Annotated in this window: 15 protein-coding genes and 1 pseudogene; 11 read left to right on the forward strand and 5 right to left on the reverse strand. The window is 51.6% G+C overall.

The genetic code is table 11. The annotated features are described in order from the left end of the window. Positions 1-112: 112 nt before the first annotated feature. Entirely contained in the window at positions 113-1,378 is a 1,266-nt protein-coding gene (locus KHQ09_RS02415) for an NAD(P)/FAD-dependent oxidoreductase (RefSeq protein WP_213596062.1), read from the forward strand. A 36-nt stretch (positions 1,379-1,414) separates the two neighbouring features. On the opposite strand, the gene KHQ09_RS02420 is transcribed toward KHQ09_RS02415, so the two are convergent. Continuing rightward, entirely contained in the window at positions 1,415-3,064 is a 1,650-nt protein-coding gene (locus KHQ09_RS02420; RefSeq protein ID WP_116087131.1) for an FMN-binding glutamate synthase family protein, read from the reverse strand. 530 nt (positions 3,065-3,594) lie between these two features. Between KHQ09_RS02420 and KHQ09_RS02425 the strand changes: the two genes are divergently transcribed. The 10 genes and pseudogenes from KHQ09_RS02425 to KHQ09_RS02470 all read left to right on the forward strand — a co-directional run bounded on the left by KHQ09_RS02425 (position 3,595) and on the right by KHQ09_RS02470 (position 21,102). Further along, complete coding sequence (locus tag KHQ09_RS02425; RefSeq protein WP_420801498.1) at positions 3,595-6,867, forward strand: DNA translocase FtsK; 3,273 nt, start codon at positions 3,595-3,597, stop codon at positions 6,865-6,867. A 281-nt stretch (positions 6,868-7,148) separates the two neighbouring features. Next, complete coding sequence (locus tag KHQ09_RS02430; protein WP_022710234.1) at positions 7,149-7,367, forward strand: hypothetical protein; 219 nt, start codon at positions 7,149-7,151, stop codon at positions 7,365-7,367. An 899-nt stretch (positions 7,368-8,266) separates the two neighbouring features. Beyond that, positions 8,267-9,211 carry a ubiquinol oxidase subunit II gene (gene cyoA / locus KHQ09_RS02435; protein ID WP_213596064.1) on the forward strand — a complete coding sequence of 315 codons (945 nt, stop codon included), beginning with the start codon at positions 8,267-8,269 and terminating at the stop codon, positions 9,209-9,211. A 76-nt stretch (positions 9,212-9,287) separates the two neighbouring features. Next, on the forward strand, positions 9,288-11,273 hold the full coding sequence (cyoB, locus tag KHQ09_RS02440; protein WP_022710231.1) for a cytochrome o ubiquinol oxidase subunit I: 1,986 nt from the start codon (positions 9,288-9,290) through the stop codon (positions 11,271-11,273). Next, positions 11,270-11,896: a cytochrome o ubiquinol oxidase subunit III gene (gene cyoC / locus KHQ09_RS02445; RefSeq protein WP_022710230.1), complete on the forward strand. Its 627-nt coding sequence runs from the start codon at positions 11,270-11,272 to the stop codon at positions 11,894-11,896. The genes cyoB and cyoC overlap by 4 nt, the downstream gene beginning before the upstream one ends. Further along, entirely contained in the window at positions 11,893-12,246 is a 354-nt protein-coding gene (cyoD, locus tag KHQ09_RS02450; protein ID WP_022710229.1) for a cytochrome o ubiquinol oxidase subunit IV, read from the forward strand. Before cyoC ends, cyoD begins: the two co-directional genes overlap by 4 nt. 211 nt (positions 12,247-12,457) lie before the next feature. After that, positions 12,458-12,976 (forward strand): SH3 domain-containing protein, encoded by a 519-nt coding sequence (locus KHQ09_RS02455; protein WP_213596066.1) that lies wholly within the window; start codon positions 12,458-12,460, stop codon positions 12,974-12,976. 560 nt (positions 12,977-13,536) lie between these two features. After that, positions 13,537-15,432 carry an autotransporter assembly complex protein TamA gene (locus tag KHQ09_RS02460; RefSeq protein WP_116086191.1) on the forward strand — a complete coding sequence of 632 codons (1,896 nt, stop codon included), beginning with the start codon at positions 13,537-13,539 and terminating at the stop codon, positions 15,430-15,432. Next, on the forward strand, positions 15,429-20,198 hold the full coding sequence (locus KHQ09_RS02465) for a translocation/assembly module TamB domain-containing protein (RefSeq protein ID WP_420801421.1): 4,770 nt from the start codon (positions 15,429-15,431) through the stop codon (positions 20,196-20,198). Before KHQ09_RS02460 ends, KHQ09_RS02465 begins: the two co-directional genes overlap by 4 nt. A gap of 191 nt (positions 20,199-20,389) precedes the next feature. Further along, positions 20,390-21,102, forward strand: a pseudogene (locus KHQ09_RS02470) (L,D-transpeptidase). 190 nt (positions 21,103-21,292) lie between these two features. Here the strand turns inward: KHQ09_RS02470 and KHQ09_RS02475 are convergent. The 4 genes from KHQ09_RS02475 to KHQ09_RS02490 all read right to left on the reverse strand — a co-directional run bounded on the left by KHQ09_RS02475 (position 21,293) and on the right by KHQ09_RS02490 (position 24,210). Continuing rightward, positions 21,293-21,487 (reverse strand): hypothetical protein, encoded by a 195-nt coding sequence (locus tag KHQ09_RS02475; protein WP_213596070.1) that lies wholly within the window; start codon positions 21,485-21,487, stop codon positions 21,293-21,295. A 103-nt stretch (positions 21,488-21,590) separates the two neighbouring features. Continuing rightward, on the reverse strand, positions 21,591-22,097 hold the full coding sequence (locus tag KHQ09_RS02480) for a hypothetical protein (RefSeq protein WP_213596072.1): 507 nt from the start codon (positions 22,095-22,097) through the stop codon (positions 21,591-21,593). 560 nt (positions 22,098-22,657) lie between these two features. Continuing rightward, positions 22,658-23,659, reverse strand: coding sequence for a DUF1775 domain-containing protein (locus KHQ09_RS02485; RefSeq protein ID WP_213596074.1), 1,002 nt, complete (start codon positions 23,657-23,659; stop codon positions 22,658-22,660). Between the two features lie 119 nt (positions 23,660-23,778). Then, positions 23,779-24,210 carry a hypothetical protein gene (locus tag KHQ09_RS02490; protein WP_151158746.1) on the reverse strand — a complete coding sequence of 144 codons (432 nt, stop codon included), beginning with the start codon at positions 24,208-24,210 and terminating at the stop codon, positions 23,779-23,781. Between the last annotated feature and the right edge of the window lie 242 nt (positions 24,211-24,452).

Here is a 24,452-nt window from a genome sequence, read left to right on the forward strand (position 1 = left end):
TTAGGAACTTCCTGCCCATTAAGCTATGCCTTAGGCACGGTTAATGCAGCATAGTGGCAAAATAGGTGGTATGTTTTCAGCCGAACAGATCTCATGCAGAACGGGATGCGTTATGAAAAAGAAGCTTGTGGTTATTGGTGCGGGTTTTGCAGGCCTGCAGGTCGTTCACGGGCTGAAAAATGCTGATATTGACATTACTTTGGTGGATCGTCGCAATCACCATCTTTTCCAGCCTTTGCTCTATCAGGTTGCAACCACCGTGCTTGCAACATCTGAAATAGCATGGCCGATCCGGCATCTTTTCCGTGATCGACCGGAAGTGACAACTCTGCTTGATGAGGTCGTTGGTATTGACCGTATTCATAAAACAGTGCGCCTGCGTAACAGTGCTGAACTGCCTTATGACATACTGGTTCTGGCGACGGGTGCACGCCACGCCTATTTCGGTAAAGATAAATGGGAAGCCTTTGCGCCGGGTCTGAAAACACTGGAAGATGCAACGACAATCCGCAGGCGCATGTTGCTGGCTTTTGAGCAGGCGGAACTGGAGGCGGATCCGGCCAAGCGTGAAGCATTACTGACATTCGCTGTGATCGGTGCGGGGCCGACAGGTGTTGAAATGGCCGGTATGATTGCAGAACTTGCTCATCACACGCTGCCGCGCGAGTTTCGCCGTATTGATACACGTCAGGCGAAAGTTCTGCTGGTTGAGGCCGGAGCACGTGTTTTGCCGAGCTTCAGTGAGAGCCTGTCTGACTATGTGAAAACCTCTTTGACAAAGCTCGGCGTGACCGTGCGTACCGGCGTGCCGGTCACAGCCTGTGATGAGAGTGGTATTACAATCGGTGAAGAGCCGATTGCCTGTCGTACAATCGTGTGGGCGGCCGGTGTGCAGGCGTCGCCTGCTGCTCAATGGCTCGGGGCAGAATCGGATCGTGCGGGCAGGGTGATTGTCACTAAGGATTTGCGGCTCGCGGATGATCCGTCAATTTTTGTGATCGGTGATACGGCCTCGGTCAAATGGGGTGAGGATCAATCCGTGCCCGGCATTGCTCCCGCTGCCAAACAACAGGGTAGCTTTGTTGCAAAATGCATTCGTGCCATGCTGAAAGGGGAGCCACTGCCTGAAGCATTCAAGTACCGGCATCAGGGTAATCTGGCGACAATCGGCCGAAAAGTTGCGGTTATCGAATTCGGGAAATTCAAGCTGAAAGGCATTCTGGCGTGGTGGATATGGGGTCTTGCCCATATCTATTTTCTGATAGGAACGCGTTCACGACTTGCAGTCGCGTGGAGTTGGCTCTGGATTTATCTGAGCGGATTACAAAGTGCCCGTCTCATCACACAAAAAGAAACCATGCGTGATCCTGATACCTGATATTAAAAATCCCGCCGTTTGGCGGGATTTTTAATATCAGGCAGCGATTTTGCGGCGCATGAACGGTCCATGCGGGATTTCCGGCGGCGCAAAAGTTTCAGCAGAAGCGCGATCCCAGCGGCTGTACCAGTCGGAGAGCTCTTCAATCTCAGGGCCGGAGACCAGAAAGCCGTTTGGCAGATACGGATAGACCTCATTACCGTCGAGAAATTCATTGTCCTTTTGACGGAACATGAAATGATAGGGCATGAAGTCACGCGGATCACTGAGACCAGCCGCACCGGCAAGCTCACCCAGAGCATGCATTGTATTGCGGTGGAAACGTGCAACGCGATTACTCTTATCGCCGACATCGATCGCACGCTGACGCAACGGATCCTGCGTGGCAATACCGACAGGGCAGGTATTGGTGTGACAGGACTGTGCCTGAATGCAGCCGACAGCAAACATGAAGCCGCGTGCCGAATTACACCAGTCAGCGCCCAGAGCAAAAGTACGGGCAATATCAAAGGCCGAGACGATTTTACCGGCCGCACCGATTTTAATCTCGTGGCGGATACCCGCACCGCGCAGCGTATTATGCACAAAGGTCAGACCTTCAAGCATCGGCATACCAACGCGATTGGCAAATTCCAGCGGAGCCGCACCGGTGCCGCCTTCTTTACCGTCAACGACGATGAAATCAGGATAAATACCGGTTTTCAGCATGGCCTTGACCATCGACATGAATTCACGACGGTGACCGATACACAGTTTGAAGCCGACAGGCTTGCCGCCGGAGAGTTCACGCAGCTGGCCGATAAATTTCATCATGCCGATCGGTGTGGAGAAGGTATTATGCGCAGGCGGTGAGATGCAATCTTTGCCCATCGGAATACCGCGTGCTTCGGCAATCTCCGGTGAGATTTTCTTGGCTGGCAGCATACCGCCATGACCGGGTTTTGCGCCCTGACTGATTTTCAGCTCAATCATTTTGACCTGAGGATCAGCAGCCTGAACGGCAAATTTCTCCGGTGAGAATGTGCCGTCATCATTACGGCAGCCAAAATAGCCGGATGCAACCTGATAGATCAGATCGCCGCCGCCTTCGCGGTGGTAACGGCTGATACTGCCTTCGCCGGTATCATGGGCAAAACCACCAATTTTCGCGCCTTTGTTCAAAGCAAGAATGGCATTGGCAGAAAGCGCGCCGAAGCTCATGGCCGAAATATTATACAGGCTGGCATCATAAGGCTGTTTGCAGGCAGAGCCGCCGATACGGACACGGAAATCCGTATCCTTAATCACCATAGGAACAGCAGAATGGGTCAGCCATGCATAGCCGGAACTATAGACATTTTCGATCGTACCGAACGGGCGTTTGTCCTCAACGCCTTTGGCGCGCTGATAAACCAGTCCGCGGATTTCGCGGCTGAACGGTTCTTCATCGCGGTCGCCTTCAATAATATACTGGCGCAGTTCCGGACGGATACTTTCGAGAATAAAGCGCATATGCCCGATGATCGGGTAATTGCGCAGAATTGCGTGTTTGGACTGAAAAATATCATAGACGCCCAGCCCAAGCAGAGAGCTTGAGACGGCAGTGATGATAAGGAGCCATTCGCTGTAAAAGACTGCCCCGATAAAGGAGGCAATGGTCAGGAGCGCAACACAAGTGAGAACTGCATAACGCTGATAAGAGAGCATGATTGTCACCATCTTTATATGAGCCGGAATGAGCCGCTTTTTGAAAAAGAGTCGCTTAACCGGTCGATTGGCGTCTCCTTAGCCCAGCCGTTCAGCGATTGCGAGAGGGATTATTGCTTTGATGTGCGGGGATTTGAGGGAAAATTTGAGCAATTCATTGTGATTAAGCAGAAAACAGAGCTGTTTTCTGCTTAACACCGGTCTTTACGGAGTATTTTCTCCCATAATCGGTTGCTGTGAGAAGCTGCAAATTATACCGGCTGGCTTATAATGCCTGACTGCTGCGCCTTTGCTTGTGGTTTACGCGTGTGAAGGCGGTGCAGAAATATTGTTGCGCATCGAAATCCTGCGTTACTCATCCGTTATATATTTGAAAATATTTTATAAATTTAACATTTCACGCAAGAGAGACGGCTGATTTTCGTCGTTTCCGGCCGATCACAAATGCGATTTGGAAGGAACTTATTAACCTTCATTTTTTATTACTTTGTGGACAGAACTCAGTAGCGTATTTTTGGTTTTTCAGGTCCATGCGTATTCCCCGATCCAATTTCTCCATTGCAACGACTGACCGCTTTGCGGTTTCCGCTGACATGCGTGAACCGGTATCCCAGCCGCAGGAAATACAGAGGCCGGAACAATCTGCTTCTGGCGCTCCTGCACCCGTATCACAGCCGCAAGCGGAACATGTCGTTACAGAATCAGAGGTGGCGGAAATAATCTCCGTTGCCCCTCTCAGCTATGCTCCGGCGGTTGTGACAGAAGTCGCACCGGCAGCATCGACTGCCGCCCCTGTGCCCGTTACCCCGTCATACCCGCTTAGGAGTAAGCAGATGAGCAACAATTTTGCGGTTAAGCATTGGATGGATCAGGACAGATCCGCAAAGGCAGAAGAACAGACTGCTGTCGCGCAGCCTGCTGCGCAGGAACCTGTTGCAGCAGCTGTGCCTGCCGCGCCGCAGGCCGTATCTGCTCCGGCACATCCGAAACCGGCCAATCCGACGATGACCGTGCCTAATCCGCATGTGGCCTATCAGGGCTTGTCTGTACGTGAGCAATTCGGCTCCGGCGAAAAGGTCTGGAAAAATGCTTTTGCTTTGGCCGAGAATGTGCGTTTTACCCGCACACCTGAAAATGAATTGCAGCGCTTGCGCGCCAAGCTGATTGAAGAATTCGGTGCGGAGGAAGAAGTGCAGCCATCTGCACCTGTGCAGAAAGAAGTAGCTGCAACACCTGTCATGCAGCCTGCCACCGCCGCTCCTGTGGCTGCCCAGCCTGTTCGTACTGCGCCGGTTTTGCGCGGACCTTCAAGCATGATTGTTGCTGCGCGTTTGCGCCTGCCTGCCGTTCCGGTTGCACCGCATGTCGAAGCTGCGGCACCTCTGGCCGGTACCGTGCCGACACCGGTGGTCTCAATCGTGCCGGAAGCTGAAGTGGTCAATGCTGTGGTTTCGCATCTGCCTGAGCCGCAGCAGCCTGTGCTTGCTGAACCTGTTGCTCCGGTTACTGAGACAGAGCAGGGCGGTTTGCAGCTGAGCCATTTGTCTGATTTTGCCTTCTGGGAATTTGCCGGATTGCCGGAAATCACCCCTGCTGCGGAAGCTGTTGTTGAGACAGTGACAGAACCGGCAGAAATTTCCGCACCTGTATTGGCACCTGTAGCCGTGATGCCTGTTGCAGAAGCAGCACCGGTTGCGGAAGAAAAATCAATTCTGAGCATGTTCCGTACTGTTGAATGGCGACCAGTGCATGAAGAAGCACAGATTGCTGAAACCGTAGCGGAAACTGTTGTGGAAACCGCAGTCGAGATGGAAGCTGAAACACCGGCACCGGTTGCGGAAGCCGTGGCTGAGCTTGCAGAAACTGTTGCCGCTGTGGCAGAGCCTGCACAGACTGTCAGCAATCCGTTCCTGCCATCCTTTAGTTTTGGCCTGTCCGGCTATCAGATGCCGGTCTATTCAATTGCCACACAGGCATTGAATATGCAGCCGCCGCTGAATGCAGTGTCCGTACCGGCAGCAGAAGAAGCTGTGGCCGTTGCTGCCGAGCCGCTTGCAGAAATGCCAGCTGAAATAGTTGCTGAACCAATTGCTGAAACTGTGGTGGAAGATTGTGATCTGGTGCAGGAAACTGTGGCGGAACAGGAAGAAACACCTGTCGCACCAACTGTTGCACCGGTAACATTCGCTGCCGCTCCTGCGCCACGCAATCCGTCGGCCTCGATCAACTTGTCGATTTTCTCGCCGACCGCTATTGAAACCGGAACTGTAATGTCCGGTGAAGGTTATGAATATCCGCCTCGTGCTTTGTTGCAGGAGCCTGTTTATAAAGACGGTGCGATTATTTCGCAGGAAATGCTGGAACGCAGCGCTGGTTTGCTGGAAAGCATTCTGGAAGATTTCGGTGTGCGTGGTGAAATCATCCATGTGCGTCCGGGTCCGGTTGTCACCCTCTATGAATTTGAACCGGCCCCGGGTGTTAAATCCTCGCGCGTGATTGGTCTGGCTGATGATATCGCTCGCTCCATGTCGGCACTCTCTGCCCGTGTTGCAGTGGTGCCGGGGCGTAATGTGATCGGTATTGAATTGCCGAATTCGATCCGCGAAACCGTGTATTTTCGCGAGCTGATTGAATCGCCTGCTTTCGAGCGCACCAATTGCCGTTTGGCGCTCTGCCTTGGCAAAACCATCGGCGGGGAGCCGGTAATTGCTGAGCTTGCGAAGATGCCGCATCTGCTGGTGGCCGGTACGACCGGTTCCGGTAAATCCGTGGCAATCAACACCATGATCCTGTCGTTGCTCTACCGCCTGAAGCCGGAAGAATGCCGCCTGATCATGATCGATCCGAAAATGCTGGAACTGTCGATCTATGACGGTATTCCGCATCTGCTCACTCCTGTCGTAACCGATCCGAAAAAGGCCGTCGTGGCACTGAAATGGACCGTGCGCGAAATGGAAGAGCGCTATCGCAAGATGTCGCGTCTCGGTGTGCGTAATATTGACGGCTATAATGCCCGTGCAGCTGCAGCGCGTGAAAAAGGTGAGACTGTTACCTGTACGGTACAGGCTGGCTTTGACAAGGCGACTGGTGAAATCCTGTATGAAGAACAGGAAATGGATCTGACGCCAATGCCTTACATCGTCGTTATCGTCGATGAAATGGCCGACCTGATGATGGTTGCCGGTAAGGAAATCGAAGGTGCGATCCAGCGTCTGGCGCAGATGGCGCGTGCGGCCGGTATTCACCTGATCATGGCGACACAGCGACCTTCTGTTGATGTGATCACCGGTACGATCAAGGCGAATTTCCCGACCCGTATTTCCTTCCAGGTCACGTCGAAGATTGACAGCCGTACCATTCTCGGTGAGCAGGGTGCTGAGCAACTGCTTGGTCAGGGCGATATGCTGCATATGGCCGGTGGCGGTCGCATTGTCCGTGTCCATGGTCCTTTCGTATCGGATGAGGAAGTTGAAAAAGTCGTCAATCACCTGAAAGAACAGGGGCGCCCTGACTATCTGGCAACCGTAACTGCTGACGAAGAAGACACGGAAGCGGTTGAAGATGACAGCGCGGTCTTTGACAAGAGCGATATGGCATCCGATGATGGCGATGATCTTTACGAAAAGGCTGTCAAAGTGGTGTTGCGGGATAAGAAATGCTCAACATCCTATATCCAGCGCCGCCTGTCGATCGGTTATAACCGTGCCGCATCTCTGGTGGAGCGTATGGAGCAGGAAGGTCTTGTCGGCGCTGCCAATCATGTCGGTAAGCGCGAGATCATCGGACAGAATGACGGTATGTAATCCGTTAAACTGATCTGCTGTCTTTCAGCAAATAGAAATATGAATACTGCCTACCGGAAAATATACCGGCGGGCAGTTTTTGTTTTTAAGCTATTAGATATATGTAAGTTATAATTTTATAATATAATGCAGGTCGTTTTTATTGCGCAGATATATCATTTTGCGGAGATCTTGTTAAAAAATGACAGTTATTTGCTGTTGTTAAATGTTCCATCTTCACGTCATATTAACCATATGGGTGCATAAAGGGGAGGAGAACCCTGAGATGCGTGAGGTGGGGTATGCAGCGCTACAGATTTGATCAGAAAACCATAGTCGTACAGGCGATTGTCGAAATGATTAAGCGTGGTGTGCCTGCTTCCGAGATGGATATTTATCTCAGCCGCATGGGGCCTGTTGATCTCGATATGCTGCAGCAATGTATGGATGAGGTTTATGCCTATATTGCGCAGGAAGAGGAAAGAGAACAGGAACTGTATCAGGATCGCGCCGTAGCATAATCCGGCTGTCGGGCTGTGCTTATGCCGGAGCAGCAGGATGCAAAAGCAAGATAGATGACACAAAGATAACGTAAATCTGTCATGCTCTTGAAATAATCGGGGCCTATACATAAATAAAGTTTAAGAAATTCGCCTGACTATTGACCACGGATGTACTGGCATTGGTTGAGGCGTTTCATGGAAGGTCGGGACATCCCGGCCTTTTTCATTTTTTAAAGCTTTTTTGCCTGAAGCGATTGACGTCCGGATTGCATCATATCGCTCGCTCTGTCTCCTTGTTTTTTACGCATGTTGTTATCGGAAAACCGGTGCCCGCTTTTCCGTGACATGCTCTGGATTCTTTATTTGGTCGCATTATCGCTGTCGTCAAGTTGATCCGACCTGACTGTGAAATGCCTTGGACCTTTGCCGCTGTTTCCTGATTTCCCATGTTTCATGTGCCGTCTTATGCCTGCCGGATAGTTTTTGCTCCGGACGCGGAAACGTGACCGAGATTCATCTTGCTGTTAGATGCTTTCCTGCTTATAGAAACCGCAAAAGTTCTGGATGCCGGAGTGAATCGGTCTGATATGCCCGTCAATTGTGGGGTCAGACATTCGATATTCCGGTCTGATGGGAGCAGCTTTTATCTTTTCTGAGAGATGAAATTGCTCCGGCCGGGTTTTCTGAAATATATGCGTATAGGCGCCGGTGTTGAAATACGGCGCTTTTTTGTTTATGAATTTCAGAATTTACCGAAACTACTGTATGTTCTTCTTAGTCTGAAACAATGTCAGATAAGAAATAATACAGCATTTCAAAGCAGTTAAGATGTTTTTGAGCTTATTCATGAGCCTGAAATATCTTGGTGAATGTTGATATGTGGCCTGTCCCGGGCGCATTCAAGACGGAAAAATTAAATGAAACACAGATTATTCCGGTCGGCAGGTATCGGTGCGGTTCTGATGCTGACGGCTATACTGGCAGGGTGTCAGCAGGTTGTGCTGTTTCCTAAAGGCGAAGTCGGCATTAAAGAGCGCGACCTGATTGTTTTCGCGACAGTCATCATGTCGCTGATTGTTGTGCCGGTCATTATCGCGACCTTGTATTTCGCGAATAAATATCGCGCCAACAAAGATAATGAATATCTGCCGGACTGGCATCACTCAAACAAGATTGAAGCCGCTGTCTGGATTATTCCGTGCATCGTCATTCTCATTCTTGGTTATGTGACCTGGATTAAGACCCATGAACTGGATCCATACCGCCCGCTGGAACATGCGGCAAAGCCGGTTCAAGTTGAAGTTGTGGCTATGAACTGGAAATGGCTGTTCATCTATCCGGAGCAGGGGATTGCCTCGGTGAATGAGCTGGTCGTACCGGTTGATCGTCCGCTGAACTTCCGCATCACTTCCGGTCACACGATGAACTCCTTCTTCATTCCGGCTCTGGGCGGTCAGGTTTATGCAATGCCTGGCATGCAGACCAAGCTGCACCTTATCGGTAATGAAATCGGTTCCTATGAAGGTATCTCCGCGAACTATAGCGGTGACGGTTTTGCGCAAATGCGTTTCACAACCCATGTGAAAAACGAAGCCGACTTTGAAAAATGGGTTTCCGAAGTTCGCACCTCTGACAAAGCACTGAACCGTGCCGGTTATATCGAACTGGATCAGCCGACAGAAAAGCATCCGGTTACGCATTATGCCTCAACTGAGCCTGGTCTTTTCAGTGCTGTTATCGGTCGTTGTGTGGATGGCAAGACCCCGTGTGTCAGCCATGGCGGCGGCAGCGTACAGAAGCTTTCACCATTCATCACATCCTCTGTGAAAAAAGAATCGCCTGCGGAACCTGCGTCTAACTGACGGGATTTCGTGACTTTAGGCAGGCAGACCATTGGCAGATTATGGCCAATGGTTTTGCCATTAAAAGTGTAGAGAAATGTTCGGAAAACTTACCCTGGCGGATATTCCGCTTCACGAACCGATACTTGTGGTCACTTTAAGTGCCGTTGTACTCGGCGGTTTGTCTCTGTTCGCAGCCATTACCTATTTCGGTAAATGGGGCGTATTGTGGCGTGACTGGCTGACAACTGTCGATCATAAGCGCGTTGGTATCATGTATATCATTCTGGCGCTGGTGATGCTGTTCCGCGGCTTCTCCGATGCCGTGATGATGCGCGCCCAGCAGGCTATGGCCTCCGGCGCCAATGAAGGCTTCCTGCCTCCGCACCACTATGACCAGATCTTCACTGCCCACGGCGTGATCATGATCTTCTTCGTGGCGATGCCGTTTATCGTTGGTCTGATGAACTTTGCGGTTCCGCTGCAGATCGGTGCCCGCGACGTTGCGTTCCCTTACCTGAACTCCCTGAGCTTCTGGCTGACTGTTGCCGGTGCTATTCTGGTAAACATCTCGCTCGGCGTCGGTGAATTCGCCCGTACAGGCTGGCTGGCTTATCCGCCGCTGTCCGGTCTGGAATACAGCCCCGGTGTCGGTGTTGATTATTACCTCTGGGCTTTGCAGATTTCCGGTATGGGTACGTTGCTCTCCGGTGTGAACCTTATCGCAACCATCATCAAAATGCGCGCTCCCGGCATGACAATGATGCAGGTTCCGGTTTTCACATGGACTGCACTCTGCTCGAACATTCTGATCGTTGCAGCTTTCCCGATCCTGACAGTTACCCTGTCGCTCCTGCAGCTTGACCGTTATCTTGGTATGCATTTCTTCACCAATGATTTCGGCGGTAATCCGATGATGTATATCAACCTCATCTGGATCTGGGGTCATCCGGAAGTTTATATTCTGGTTCTGCCTTGCTTTGGTGTGTTCTCGGAAGTTATCGCGACTTTCTCTGCCAAGCGTCTGTTCGGCTATACTTCAATGGTTTATGCGACCGTTGCCATTACCGTTCTGGCCTTCCTCGTCTGGGCTCACCACTTCTTTACAATGGGTGGCGGTGCCTCCGTTAACGCCTTCTTCGGCGTGGCGACAATGATTATTTCGATCCCGACAGGGGCGAAAATCTTCAACTGGCTGTTCACGATGTATAAAGGCCGCGTGCGTATGGAAACGCCGGTTCTGTGGACTGTCGGCTTCATGTGTACCTTTGTGGTCGGCGGTATGACCGGCGTTATGCTTGCAATTCCGCCTGCGGACTTTGTACTGCACAATTCCGTATTCCTGATTGCGCACTTTCATAACGTGATTATCTCCGGCGTGCTGTTCGGTTGTTTTGCCGGCTTCATCTACTGGTTCCCGAAAGCATTCGGTTTCCGTCTCGATGAAACCTGGGGCAAACGCGCATTCTGGTGCTGGCTGACCGGTTTCATTCTTGCCTTCATGCCGCTCTATATTCTGGGCTTCATGGGTATGACCCGCCGTATCAACCACACTGAAAATCCGGCATGGCAGATTTACCTGATTATTGCCGCTATCGGTGCTGCAATCATTCTGGTTGGTATCGCCTGTCAGATCATTCAGGTTCTGGTGTCCATCCGCAACCGCGAAGCACTGCGTGATCACACCGGTGATCCGTGGGAAAACGGCCGTACGCTGGAATGGTCTGTGGCTTCTCCTGCTCCGTTCTACAACTTCTCTGAAACACCGCGTGTTCAGGACGTTGATGCTTACTGGGATATGAAGAAGCGTGGCGTGAAGCGTAAAACCGACAAGTTCAAGCCGATCCACATGCCGCGTAATACCGGCACCGGTTTCATCATCGGTATGGTTTGTATCGCGCTTGGTTTTGCCGGTGTATGGCATATCTGGTGGCTGGCAATTGCCGCTACTCTGGCCATCATCGCGATCAGCATCATCCATTCCTTCAACAATAACCGCGACTACTATGTCACTGCGGAAGAAGTGCAGCGCATCGAAGATGAGCATACGCTCAAGCTGCAGTCTTTGGGAGTTAAGCCATGAGTGCCGCTGTAACGCACGCTAACGATCACGCCCACGGGCATGACGACGACCACGAGCACCACGATTCCCGCGGCACGACACTGATCGGCTTCTGGATCTACCTGATGAGTGACTGTGTCATCTTCTCGGGTCTGTTTGCCACCTTTGCAGTTCTCTCGCGTTCATACGCGGGAGGACCGACCGGCTGGGAACTGTTCGATCTGAACTTCATTGCTGTGGAAACCGCTCTGCTGCTGTTCTCCAGCCTGACCTATGGCTTCGCGATGATCGCGATGTCACGTAAAAAACAATCCGCCATGCTTGGCTGGATTGCCGTGACATTCCTGCTCGGCGCAGCCTTTCTGGCGATGGAAATCTATGAATTCCATCACCTGATCGAAATCGGTGCCGGTCCTGGCCGTTCTGCATTCCTGTCCGCCTTCTTCGTATTGGTCGGTACGCACGGTCTGCACATTCTGTTCGGTCTGATCTGGATTCTGGTTCTGGTCGCGCAGGTTCTGCGTTCCGGTCTGACAGAAGCCAACCAGACCCGTCTGATGTGCCTCAGCCTGTTCTGGCACTTCCTTGATGTTGTCTGGATCGGTGTATTCTCGATTGTTTATCTGATGGGAGTTCAGGCATGAGTTCCGCGCATAAAACTGAAGCATCGGCCAGCGAAACCAAGAATTATATCATCGGTTTCATTCTGGCCGTCATCCTCACAGCCGTTCCTTTCGGCGTGGTGATGGGACAGTATTTTGACACAACCACAACCGTTGCCATTATTATGGTTTTCGGTGCGGTGCAGATGATTGTTCATCTGGTTTACTTCCTGCACATGGATTCCAAATCCGAGGGCGGCTGGACATTGCTGGCTCTGCTCTTCACCGTGCTGATTTTGGCGATTGTTCTGATCGGCTCGTTGTGGATCATGAACCATCTGGCCATCAATATGATGGAAGTCAGCCCTGAGGCCGCGCGCGCGCTGCCATAAGGTGCAATATGGGTGAGCCTGTCTCACTCACGGGAATAACAATGAACGGCGCTGCTTTGGCTGCGCCGTTTTTTTGCATTTTATATTGAGATGCATGGGTAACCTGTCTCAAATTACAGTCCTTATTCTTTCATAATTTTGATCTTCTCAAAGCGCGTCATTTAAAATTTGCATTCATTTAAATTTCTTCAATTTTAATTTGGTGATTTCGATGAAGATTATTTCAATAATTTCAGGGCTAATGCTGCTGGTAGGAACCGGCATTGTGCAGGCACAGGTCGCGACTGTTTCGGGTACTGTCAATTTACGGCAGGGGCCGGGCACAAACTATATGCGGATTGCAGCTTTACCGCGCGGTGCGGCGGTGCATATTGAGAGTTGCCGCGGCAGCTGGTGTCAGATCAGAAGCAGCTGGGGGATAGGCTGGATAAGTGGCCGTTATTTATCCCAATCCTATCAGGGCTATAATGCTGCACCGGTCTATAATACGCAGCCGCAAGTCACTTTCGGGCTGAATATCGGATCAGGTTTTTATGATGATCCGTTTTATGCTCCGTATTATCAACCTTATTACACGGGCTGGCACCCGCCTTATTACCGGCCTTGGTATCGTCCGGGCTACCGGCCTTATGGGCCACGCTATAATCCTCGTCCTTTTGGCCGGCAGGGCTGGAACCCCCGATGGGGTGTGGGGCCTGTGCATTTTCCGCGCGGAGGATGGCGCAGATAGGATCTGATAAGGCAGATTCTGCAAGGCGATTCCCTGTTATGGAAAACGTGGTTCCGTGGCAGGACTCTTTAAGGGAGGTGGCTGTATTTTAACCAATGCGCATTTTCTTGGAACGTGTTGCAATCCGTATGACAAATGCTTTCCGGAACAATCTTTCATGTCGGTTTTAAATTGCCCTGTGCGGCTGTATTTTTAAAAGACAAATATTTTCAATATTTTACGGCTTTATGCCTCTGTGATTTTCGTTTTTGTTTCTTTCTTAAGATTAAATATTCAAAATTCATATTTGATTGAAAGCCACAAATTAAGTTTTTCTTTAGGTAAAGGAAAATACAAATTAATATTTTATTAAGCATAAATTTTAAAAAAGCAGTGTAAGCTTTTGGATTATACTCTCCGCTAGTTTGATTGTTAGGCATCGCGCGATGGGTGGAGCGGGCTATGCCGAGGAATATGCATATTGACCCCGTTGAATGGGATGATATGCAGGTAATAAATTAAGGAGAGCTCCAATCCGTAAAGTCAGCACCCTCCTGCTGTTCACTGCGCTGCTGCCGGTTATGGCGGCATCGCCTGCGCATGCTTTTGAGCTCTTTGGCATTAAACTTTGGGGTAAAGACAAGGCTGAAGAAGCCGATGATGTCATTGCCGAACCAAAACGCTACAGCGTTGAAGTCACTTCCGGCGGCACCCGCACCAATAAAGACGGCACGGCAGCCGATGTGGAAGATCTTGTTAAAGGCGCTTCACGGCTTGTGGCTGATGAAGAAAAAGCGGCTTCCGGCTCCGGCGGACTGCTGGCCAAAGCACGCGGTGATTACCGCCGTATTCTGATGGCGCTATATGGTGAAGGCCGTTATGGCGGCACCATCAGTATTCTGGTTGATGGCCGCGAAGCTGCAAACCTGCCGCCGGATACACAATTGCCGGATACATCCAAAATTGTCATCAATGTTGATCCGGGACCGCAATTCCTGTTTGCCCGCGCCAGCATAAATGAACTTGCTCCACCGACAGATGACCGCCGCGATCAGGTGCAGTCGCCTGAAAAGGCCGGTTTCAAAAGCGGTGAAATTGCCAAATCCGGTACAATCCTGAAGGCAGAGCGTCTTGCTGTTGAGGCATGGCGTCAGCAGGGCTATGCCAAAGCGAAAGTTACGCGTGAGGATATTGTTGCCGATCATGAAGGCAATGTGCTGAATGCGGATATCACGCTGGAACCGGGACGTGTTGCACATTACGGTCCTGTCAAAGTGCAGGGCACAGCCCGCATGGATCCGGAATTCGTTGCCTATATGACAGATCTGAAACCGGGGCAGGAATATGATCCGGATGATATTGAGCGTGCACGCCGCCGTTTGGCGCGGCTGGATGTTTTCCGCTCGACATCGATTCAGGAAGCACAGGAAATCAACCGCGACGGTATTTTGCCGATGGATCTCATCGTGCAGGAACGTAAACCGCGCCGCTTCGGTCTTGGTGCGAGTTATTCCACGCTGGACGGTGCAGGGGTGGAAGCCTTCTGGATGCATCGCAATCTGTTCGGTAAAGCCGAGCGTCTGCGCTTTGATGCCAAGGTCAGCGGTATCGGCGGTTCGCAGGATAATTCCTATGATCCGAAGAACTTTACCTATGTACTGGGCACATCCTTCACCAAACCGGGCGTGTTCACACCGGATACGGATTTCGTTTCGTCTCTGACCGGTAAGCGTGAGGTTCTGGATAATTATACCGAGACATCGGTCGGCGGACAGGCCGGTTTTACGCATATCTTCAATGAAGATCTGAGCGGACGTTTGTTTGCCAATGTGTCTCGTGCGCAGTTTGATGATGATTATTACGGCAAACGCCAGTTTTTCACCGTGGGGATGCTGGGCGGTATTCTGCTGGATAAGCGCGATAACAAGACCAATGCCACTTCCGGTTATTATGCCGAGGGCGTGGTTGAGCCGTTCTACGAGCTCAAAAACGGCAGTTTTTCGACCAAATTTACCGCAGAAGGCCGTGGCTATTACGGCTTTGGTGAAGATAAACGCGTTGTACTGGCCGGTCGTGTTAAAGTCGGATCGATTGTCGGTGCTGATATGAGTGATCTTCCGCCGGATAAAGTCTTCTTTGCCGGTGGCGGCGGTTCTGTCCGTGGTTATGCTTATCGCAGCATCGGGGTGAATAAGCCGGGGGATGTGGTGATCGGCGGACGTTCGCTGATGGAAATGTCCGGCGAGGTTCGCACAAAAGTTACCGATAGTATCGGTGTAGTCGGGTTTGTAGACGGAGGATATGTCGGGGAAGAATCCTACCCTGATTTTGCGGAGAATCTGCGTTTGGGGGCAGGTGCGGGCTTGCGTTATGATACCAGCCTCGGACCGATCCGTTTCGATGTTGCCGTGCCGCTTAACCGCAAGGCAGGTGACTCAAGTTTTGCATTCTATGTCGGCATAGGACAGGCGTTTTGAACCGTTTTCTCGCTTTCGTAGCCACTTTCTTTATCATTCTGCCGCTCGGTATTTATATCGGGGCATCGCTGCTGCCTCAGGGGGCGGACAGCGTAACGACGCCTGCCACCGGCCAGAGCAATCCTGCGGGTTCAGGCACGCAGACGGCGCAGGCGGACAATCCTGTTTCCACGCAGGAAGCCGAAGAAGAAAAGTCCTATTTCCTGTCTTTTGTTGAAGAAAAACTGTCGGGCCCGAACCGCAAGATCAGCATTACCGGCATTGAAGGCGTTTTGTCGTCTGAGGCAAAAGTCGGCGCTATCACGGTTGCTGACCGCGAAGGCATCTGGCTGCGTATTAAAGATGCCCAGCTGGTCTGGAGCCGTCTGGCACTTCTGCGCGGCCGTTTGAGCGTGGATACACTCTCGGCTAAAGAGGTTGAGTTTATCCGCACACCTTTGCCGGATGAGGGACTGCCGTCACCGGAAGCCGGTGGCTTTGCTTTGCCGGAACTGCCGCTGGCGGTTTTGCTGGGTGAACTGAATATTGAGCGTCTGAAATTTGGCCAACCGGTCTTTGGTCTGGCATCGGAAGTGGCACTGAAAGGCAATCTGACCCTTCAGGACGGATCGCTGGAGTCGCTGTTTGACATGCAGCGTCTGGATGGTCCGGGCGGCACGATGAAGCTGAAGGCGAATTATGCGAATGCCGATCAGAAGCTTGATCTGGATATGCGTCTTTCCGAGCCTGCCAATGGTATTGCCGCCAATCTCCTGAATATTGCAGGCAAACCGCCTGTTGAGCTGGCTCTGACCGGCGCAGGCAAGCTTGATGATCTGAAAGTTGACCTGACGCTTGATGCGGACAGCCAGCGCATTCTGACCGGACTTCTGACCCTGAACCGCAATGCGGACGGCACTGTTACCGGCCGCGTGTTTAATGCGGATGTCAAAGGTCCGATTGCTGCACTCATTCCGGAAAAATTCCGTGATTTCTTTGGCGCAACCTCAAGCCTTGCAGCCAATGGTTTTATCAAGGATGGCGGTGGCTTCCGTCTGGATAATTTCAATCTTTCCAATGCCGCTTTGCAGGTACAGGCCAAAGCCGAAACTGCCAATGACGGCTTTCTGACACGTCTGAATCTGGATGCACTGATTGCCGATCAGGAAAAAGGCCGCGTGCTTTTGCCGGTCAGCGGTGGTCAGACTTCCCTGGCTTCTGCGCGTCTGACACTGGATTACGGCGACCGCCAGTCTGCGGACTGGACAGGCAAGCTGTTGGTTGAAGGTCTGCAGGCCGGTGATTTCTCCGCACAGCAGACCGTGCTGGATATGGGCGGCGCAGCAGAAAATCTGCAGGACGCACAAAACCGCCATGTCGGTTTCAATATTACAGGGAATGTAACAGGAATTAATGCCAGGCAGCCTGAGGTTGCTCAGGCGCTGGGCGACCGTTTTGATCTGGCCGTGTTGGGGCAATGGCGTGCCGGCTCTCCTGTGCAGCTTGAAAAATTGCAGCTCACCGGCAATGGTCTGAGCGCTGCCTTAAAGGGTGCAATTGATAAATTCATTTATACCGGTGACATTGTTTTGCAGGCAAACAGCCTCATGCCGTTCTCGGCATTGGCAGACCGTTCGCTTGCCGGCAGTCTTGATCTGAAAGCAACCGGTACTGTTGCGCTTCTCACCGGCGGATTTGACCTGACGTTGGATGGCACAGCAGAGAATATTAAAACCGGTGAGGATATTGCTGACCGTATTATCAATGGCCGCTCCACTTTGAGCGGTGGTCTGGCACGTTCTGAAAACGGTTTTTCCGCCCGTGGTTTCCGTATTGGTAATGATGCAAATGCAATCACTGCCAATGGCTCATTCTCCAGCAAGGATGCCGATTTTGATCTGGGCGTTGAGATTGGTGATATTGCCGATCTGTCCGATAAGGCAACGGGACCATTGTCGCTGAAAGCCAGTGCACGCGGAACTGAAAACCGGATTGCTCTGGCTGCCCGCGCATCTGTGCCTTCCGGTTCGCTGGAAGGGCGCAAGCTGAATGATGGTCTGCTCGACTTCAATGCTGTGCTTGACGGTTCTGATCCGAAGCTTGCTCCGTCTTTGAGCGGTGGTTTCAGCGGCAGTGCTTTCTTGGGTGGTGAGAAGCTCGATCTTGCCGGTAAAATTGCGCTGGACGAGCAGGGCAAACGCCTGAGTGATCTGAGTTTTGTTGCTGGCGGCACGCGCGTCAGCGGTGATCTGAATATTGCGGACAAAAACCTGCTCGCCGGTCGCCTGAAAGTGGATGCGCCGGATGTCTCAACCGCTGCCGCTCTTTTCCTTGCCAAAGCAACCGGTAGCATCAATGCGGATATTGATCTGTCTTATGAAAATGACCGCCAGAATGCTGCGGTCAAAGCAGATATCCGTAATCTGAATGTTGAAGGTAATGTTATCGGGCAGGCGGATATTAATGCGACGCTTGCCGACTTGTTCAATGTTCCTGTTGTGGACGGCACTGTGAAAGCACAGTCCATCCGCGCTGGTACATTTGAAATCAATGTGGTTGATGCAACGGCTCAGTCTGAAGGCAGCAAAACGGTTTTTCAGGCTGCAACTGATCTGAAGATCGGCACCAAAGTTAAAGTCAACGGCGCATTGGAGCCGCAGGACAGCGGTTTGTTGCTGTCGCTTTCAGATGCGGAGCTGCGTCAGGGCTCAATGCTGACCAGACTGGCACAACCGGCATCTCTGGCGCTGAAAGGCAGCGATGTTACCTTTAACAATATCATCATGCAGGTGGGAGAAGGTCGTCTGAGCCTTAATGGTGCTTTGGCTGATCGCTTCAATCTGGATGTGAAGCTGGATAATCTGCCGCTGAATGTAGCAAACAGCATCCAGCCGGATTTGGGGCTTGGCGGTCTGATCAATGGTCAGGCCAAGGTTACCGGTTCGCGCAACCAGCCTGATGTCAGTTTTGACATTAATGCGCGTGATGTGATTGCCCGCCAGACGCGTGAAATGGGTATCGGCGCCTTGAATGCAACGGCCAAAGGTACCTCGAGCCAGAACCGCCTGAAAGTCGACAGCCGGATTACCGGCGGTAATGGTCTTGATACCCGTGTGAATGGTTTTGTGCCGCTGGGCACGGATAAATCTGCCGGTGCGTTGGACGTGAATGTTGAACTGGCCAATCTGCCGCTGGCTTTGCTCAATGGCGTGGTGAAGGATCAGAATCTGGGTGGTAATGTTACCGGTACCGCAAAAGTCACCGGCGCTCTGACCAATCCTGCCGCCGAGTTCAATCTGAACGGACGCGCGCTGAGCGCCAAACCGCTGGCTGAAAACGGGCTTGCGCCTTTGAACCTGAAAGCTGCTGGTCGTTATGGTGATAAGACCGTCAATATCAGCTCGCTGTCTGTTGACGGCCCGCAAAATCTCAGCGTGACCGCGCAGGGGCGTGTGCCTTTGTCTGGCAGCGGTTTGGGTATTGATGTGACGGGGCAGATTCCGCTGGCGCTTGCCAATCGTTTTCTGTCGGATCGCGGAGCACAGGCAACCGGTACACTGGCTTTGACCGCCAATGTCAGCGGTGGTTTCGACAATCCGCAAATCCGCGGCATGTTCTCGACAAGCGGTGCGCAGATGGTTGATCCGGAAACCAATATCCGCCTCAATAATATTACCATCAATGGCAGCATGGAAGGTCAGACAATCCGCCTGCGCAATGCAAGCGCAGCTTTGTCAACCGGTGGTTCAATCAATGCGGATGGCACGATTTCGATCAATGCCGCGCAGAATTTCCCTGCCGATCTGCGTATCAATTTTGATAAGGCACGTTATGCGGATGGTTCCATGGTGGTTGCGACCATTAATGGCGGCCTGACCATTACCGGCCCGTTGATGCGCGATCCGCTGATTGCCGGTAAGATCGAGATTGAACGCGCGGAAATTACCGTGCCTGAAAGTTTTGGCGGCGGCGGTGCCAATATTGATGTGCGCCACGTCAATACACCGGCATCAGTGCTGATGACGTTGCAGCGTGCTAAGGTAGAAACCCGTGCCAAGGGTTCCGCACCGGTGCCGACATCCCGTCCGACCGTGCCGCAACTGGATGTGCGCGTGATTGCACCGAACCAGATTTTCGTGCGTGGTCGCGGTCTGGATACGGAACTGGGCGGTGCTGTCCGTCTGACAGGCCCTGTAACCAATGTGCGTCCGGTCGGTGGTTTTGAACTGCTGCGCGGCCGTCTGGATATTCTGACCCAGCGTGTAACCTTTGATGAAGGTCGAGTGACCCTGATCGGGGATATGAACCCGCAGCTCTATTTCGTTGCCCGCAGTGACGGCGGCGATATCATTGTACTGGTGACGGTGCAGGGCACGGTGGATAATCCGGATATCAAATTCTCCTCGGAGCCGGAATTACCGCAGGATGAAGTTCTGGCGCGTTTGATCTTCAAGCGCTCAATCTCGGAACTGTCTCCTTTCCAGATTGCACAGCTTGCCGCTGCGGCCGCTGAACTGGCGGGTGGTAAAAACGCCAATCTGCTGGGTGCATTGCGTCAGGGCGTAGGGCTGGATGATCTTGATGTTGTCACCGACAGCAAGGGCAATGCAGCGGTTCGTGCAGGCAGCTATATCCGCGATAATATTTATCTCGGTGTGGAAGCCAGCGGTTCCAATGGTACCAAGGGCACGATCAATCTGGACATTACGCGGGATCTCAAAGCCAAAGGCTCTGTCGGTACGAATGGTGATTCCGGTCTGGGCGTATTCTACGAAAAAGATTACTGACCCGTCAGAGATGCGGATACTGATCGAATTGAAAAACCGGCACAAATTTGTGCCGGTTTTTTGCTTTTTACTGCATTTTTAATGTGTGGCCATTGTTTATGGTAAATGAAGATCCGGCGAATTTAATGATTTTTCAACCATGCGGGCGCACAATCCGACCTCTGAAAAGGTTTTGAAGATACGGATTTATCATGGCAAAGCAGGGTGAAATTCTGAACCGTCGCATTTTTCTTACCGGCGCCGGTGCCTTTGGTCTAGCTGGCTGTACCCAGTCGCTGGATATGTCGGCTTTTCAGCCGGATATTGATATGTCTTCGACCGGCAGTGTGATGCGCCCGCAGATCAGCGTTGATAAAGGCGTCACCAGTAATGAAGTGATGTATGCGGCTGTTCATGAGAATGGTTATTCCCTGCCTGCCATTCCTTATGAGAAAGTGCCGAAACAATTCCGCCGCCAGATTGTGCCGGATCCGACCGGTGAGGTGCCGGGCACCATTGTTGTGCGTCTGAATGAGCGATATTTGTATCTGGTGCTGCAGGGGGCGAGGCCATGCGTTATGGCATCGGCGTCGGACGTGCAGGCTTTGAATGGTCAGGCCGTGCCAATGTGCAATATAAGAAGCAATGGCCGCGCTGGACACCACCGCCGGAAATGATCAAACGCCAGCCGGAGCTGGAAAAATACCGTAACGGTCAGGAGCCGGGACCAGCCAATCCGCTGGGCGCGCGTGCGCTTTATATTTTCCGTGACGGCGTTGATACTGGCTATCGTATTCACGGCAATCCGGAATGGTGGTCGATCGGGCAGGCTATGTCTTCCGGCTGCGTACGTCTGATGAATCAGGATATTATTGATCTTTATGATCGCGTGCAGGGCAAAGCGCCGATTGTTGTGCAGGCCTGATTAAAACTATTTGAAAATAAAAGCCGCGCTGAGCCGGAGCATTTTTTAAATGCTCCGGCTATTTATTTTACGCATTCTCATATGCAAAACCGGTTTCCACTTTTGCTGAAAATGCTTTAGCGCGGCTTTTTTCTGTCTTGGGAGGACAGTGATAAAAAATGATTAAATATGATAGCTCAAACGAGTGTTGTTAGCGGATAGCTGAACCGGTCTGATGGTTTTGCGCAACAACAATCAGAGCCGGTACATCTTTGACGGCTTCCTCAGTCATGCTGAGAAAATGAAAGTTCTGCTGTTGCTGGATCGGATTAGGCGCCACGAACATTGCTGCTGTCAGCAGGATCGCAGCCATAATACCCAAGCGCTTTTCAGTTTTTGCATTCATTATATTCGTCCTGTCGGTTTTGCCCGCGGATCCGGAGCGCTTCGCTCGCAGTCACTGGGCTAAAATCATGGTAAAGTTATGAAAGAGGTTTCAGCTCTTCATATCAGTGAAAGGTTTTGTGCCCTGCCGGTGATAAAACACAGGCAACGGCGTAATGAGGGATAGGCAGCAGCACCTGATCCAGCTCTGCCATGATCTGTGCATAATCCTGCGCGGCTTTTTTAACTTCCGCGACACGGCTGCCGGTCACCAGAGCATCCAGACAGGCATCACGGGTTGTATCGTCACCGTTTTGCAAGGCGGAGATCAGTCCCATCAGCAGGCATTCTTCACGGCAGATATGCATCGAACCATAAGGAAAGGCCTTGAGCTGACAAACTGCACAAAAATGCAGGGTGCGGATGAAATGGGAGAGTTCGGCCAGCGCGAGCTTGGCTTTATCGAGGCCGAGTTCCTGAGTGTAAATCGTCCAGGCCATTTCCCACGGAATAACCGATCCGGTTTCGAAGCCGGATGTCCAGTGGCGATAGCCTTCAAGTACCAGCTTTTCAGCCTGCCGCTCGAAATAATGACTGGATGTTTCAAAAAGATTTCTGACCTGCATATTCATGGGCGACATCCGATCTGTAACGGACGCGAGGGAGCGATGAATATGCGTCGCGGCTGAGGGCGCGACGATAGTACCGCCCTTGGGCGGTAAAGTGCCTGACCAAACATGAGGTCCTCCAATAGAGCGGGTTCAAGGCCCAAACATCAAAGGTTGAATTTATTGCCACGAGCCGGAAGTATCCCTCCCGAAAGCTTTGACAGCGGGAATATGCCGGTGAAAACGGTCGGTTGTCAAACCTAATTTTCAGCATTTATTTAGAAAAGTGTTCTTATTTCAATAGCTTAGAATAATTCCAGAGTATTTTACTCATGTTTTTATTCTAAAATGCAATGCTATCTATATGAATCCGTATATGTTTTGCGTGATTGTCGCAGCTGGCCGGATTAAACGACATTCCGGCCGGATTTTTAAGCTCTGCGACGTCCCGCCTCATGCAGAAGCCTGTAAACAGGACAGGTAAAGGGGAACGGTTCCAGAATCACAATGCGAAGCGCCGATATGATCGGCGCTCCGCCTTAGTCTTTTATCTCCGAACCGATACGGTTTCGGAGAAACAGAAATTAGTGATGGCTATGGTCATTGGCCTTGCCGCCAGCATTACCGGAAGAACCCTTGGATGGATTCACGTGAAACGGTAAATTAACCTTTCCGGCTTTTTCAAATTCCAGCACAACATTGACTGTTTCACCTTCTTTGAACGGCTTGGCCAGATCCATAAACATGATGTGGAAGCCGGTTGGCGCCAATTTCACGGTCTGGCCGGCAGGAATAGCCAGAGGCTCGCTCAGTTTGCGCATTTTCATGACATTGTCTTTCATCGACATTTCATGAATTTCAACTTTTCCGGCTGCATCTGTGGTGCCGCCGATCAGGCGGTCATCTTCTTTGCCCTTATTGGTAATGATAATATAGCCGCCTGCTACGCGGGCATTGGGGATTGTCGCGATGCTATGAGCTTCGGAAAGCTCCAGATCACCGGCTGTCACCACCTCGGCGCTATTGCCACCGTGCGCACCGTGGCCGTCATGGCTTGCCTGTTTTGTGGCAGCCGCCACGAGCAATTGCGGCGCAGGGTTTTTCAGATCATGCGGGTTCTGGCCTTCTGCTGCGATATCCGTCCAGTTTTCGGTTTTACCGTTTTCGCAGGTCTGGATTGTCGGGAACGACAATGTTGTATCCTTGTCGAAGGCTGCAAGTTTGCCGACAACCGAGAATTCATCATAGAAATCGCCCGGCAGTTTGCCGCCTTTCCAGATCACTTCGGTCACGCCGTTTTTCACGTCTTTGCCGTGCACTTTATAACTGTGCTGGTAGTCGGATTTAACAGTTTCAATATCCCATCCGGCTTTCATCTGCGGCTGAGCGGCAATGAAACCTTCCGGAATTTTGACATTGATCTGTGTGGTCGCGGCACCTTCACAACCATGCGGGATTTTGAGGACGGCTTTATAGCCGCTTCCTGCATTAGCCTGAGCTGTTTCAAGTGACACATGTGCCTGTGCCAGACCGGCAGTGCCGAGAAGAAGGCTGGCAACACAGAGTGGTGTGAAAATGGTTTTCATAAATCTATTCCTTGCGAATATCCTGCTTTCCGGTTGCAAATTGCAGGCAGAAAGCATGAAGGCGCTTAAAGCGCATGACTGATATTTCCTGCGGCATTGTGAGAATGCGCAGACCTGTATCAGGCAAGGAAAGGAGGCGCCTGCGGCGGGGCGGCGGGCGGATAAGGTCGGGAGCGGGGCAGAACTTTGGCCGTGCGTCTGACGCTGTTGCCTGTATCTTTGGCAACAACCGGACCACCGGCTGCAGGCGGTGTAACCAGTGCAAAAGCCGCCGAGATACGGCAGGCCTCGCAATCAACCATCATATTATGATTTTTATGATGCTGGTCAGATGCGGCGCTGTTTTCGGAAACGCAGATCGAAACAATACTGCCATCGGGCATTGTTTCATAACGGATGAAAACCGGTTCAGCGGAGGTGCCGCTTTTGGTGGTCATTTGCAGCAGGGGGGCGCTGACATCCACCGGTCTATGGGCAAAAGACAGCAAAACAAGCGCCAATACGCACAGGATGCGTATTAAAACCAGCTTGTTTTTGTGTGTCTGAACCATCACCCTGAACTATATATAACTGCGCTTTCCGCTTTTTAGCGCGGTGCTTTACGGAAGGAAAGAGCTTTCCTCTGTAATAATGATGCCGGATCTCCCTCTGCCTCACGATGTCACAGAGGTTTGCGCGGAAAGGGCTGAAGATAACTTTCTCTCAGACACAAAATCATTTAACGATGAAGCATGAAATGCCGGTCGCAGGATAAAATACTGTGCCGGCAATGGTGAACAGATTATTCGACGGG

It is taken from the genome of Pseudochrobactrum algeriensis (assembly GCF_018436245.1).
GTDB lineage: Bacteria > Pseudomonadota > Alphaproteobacteria > Rhizobiales > Rhizobiaceae > Pseudochrobactrum > Pseudochrobactrum saccharolyticum.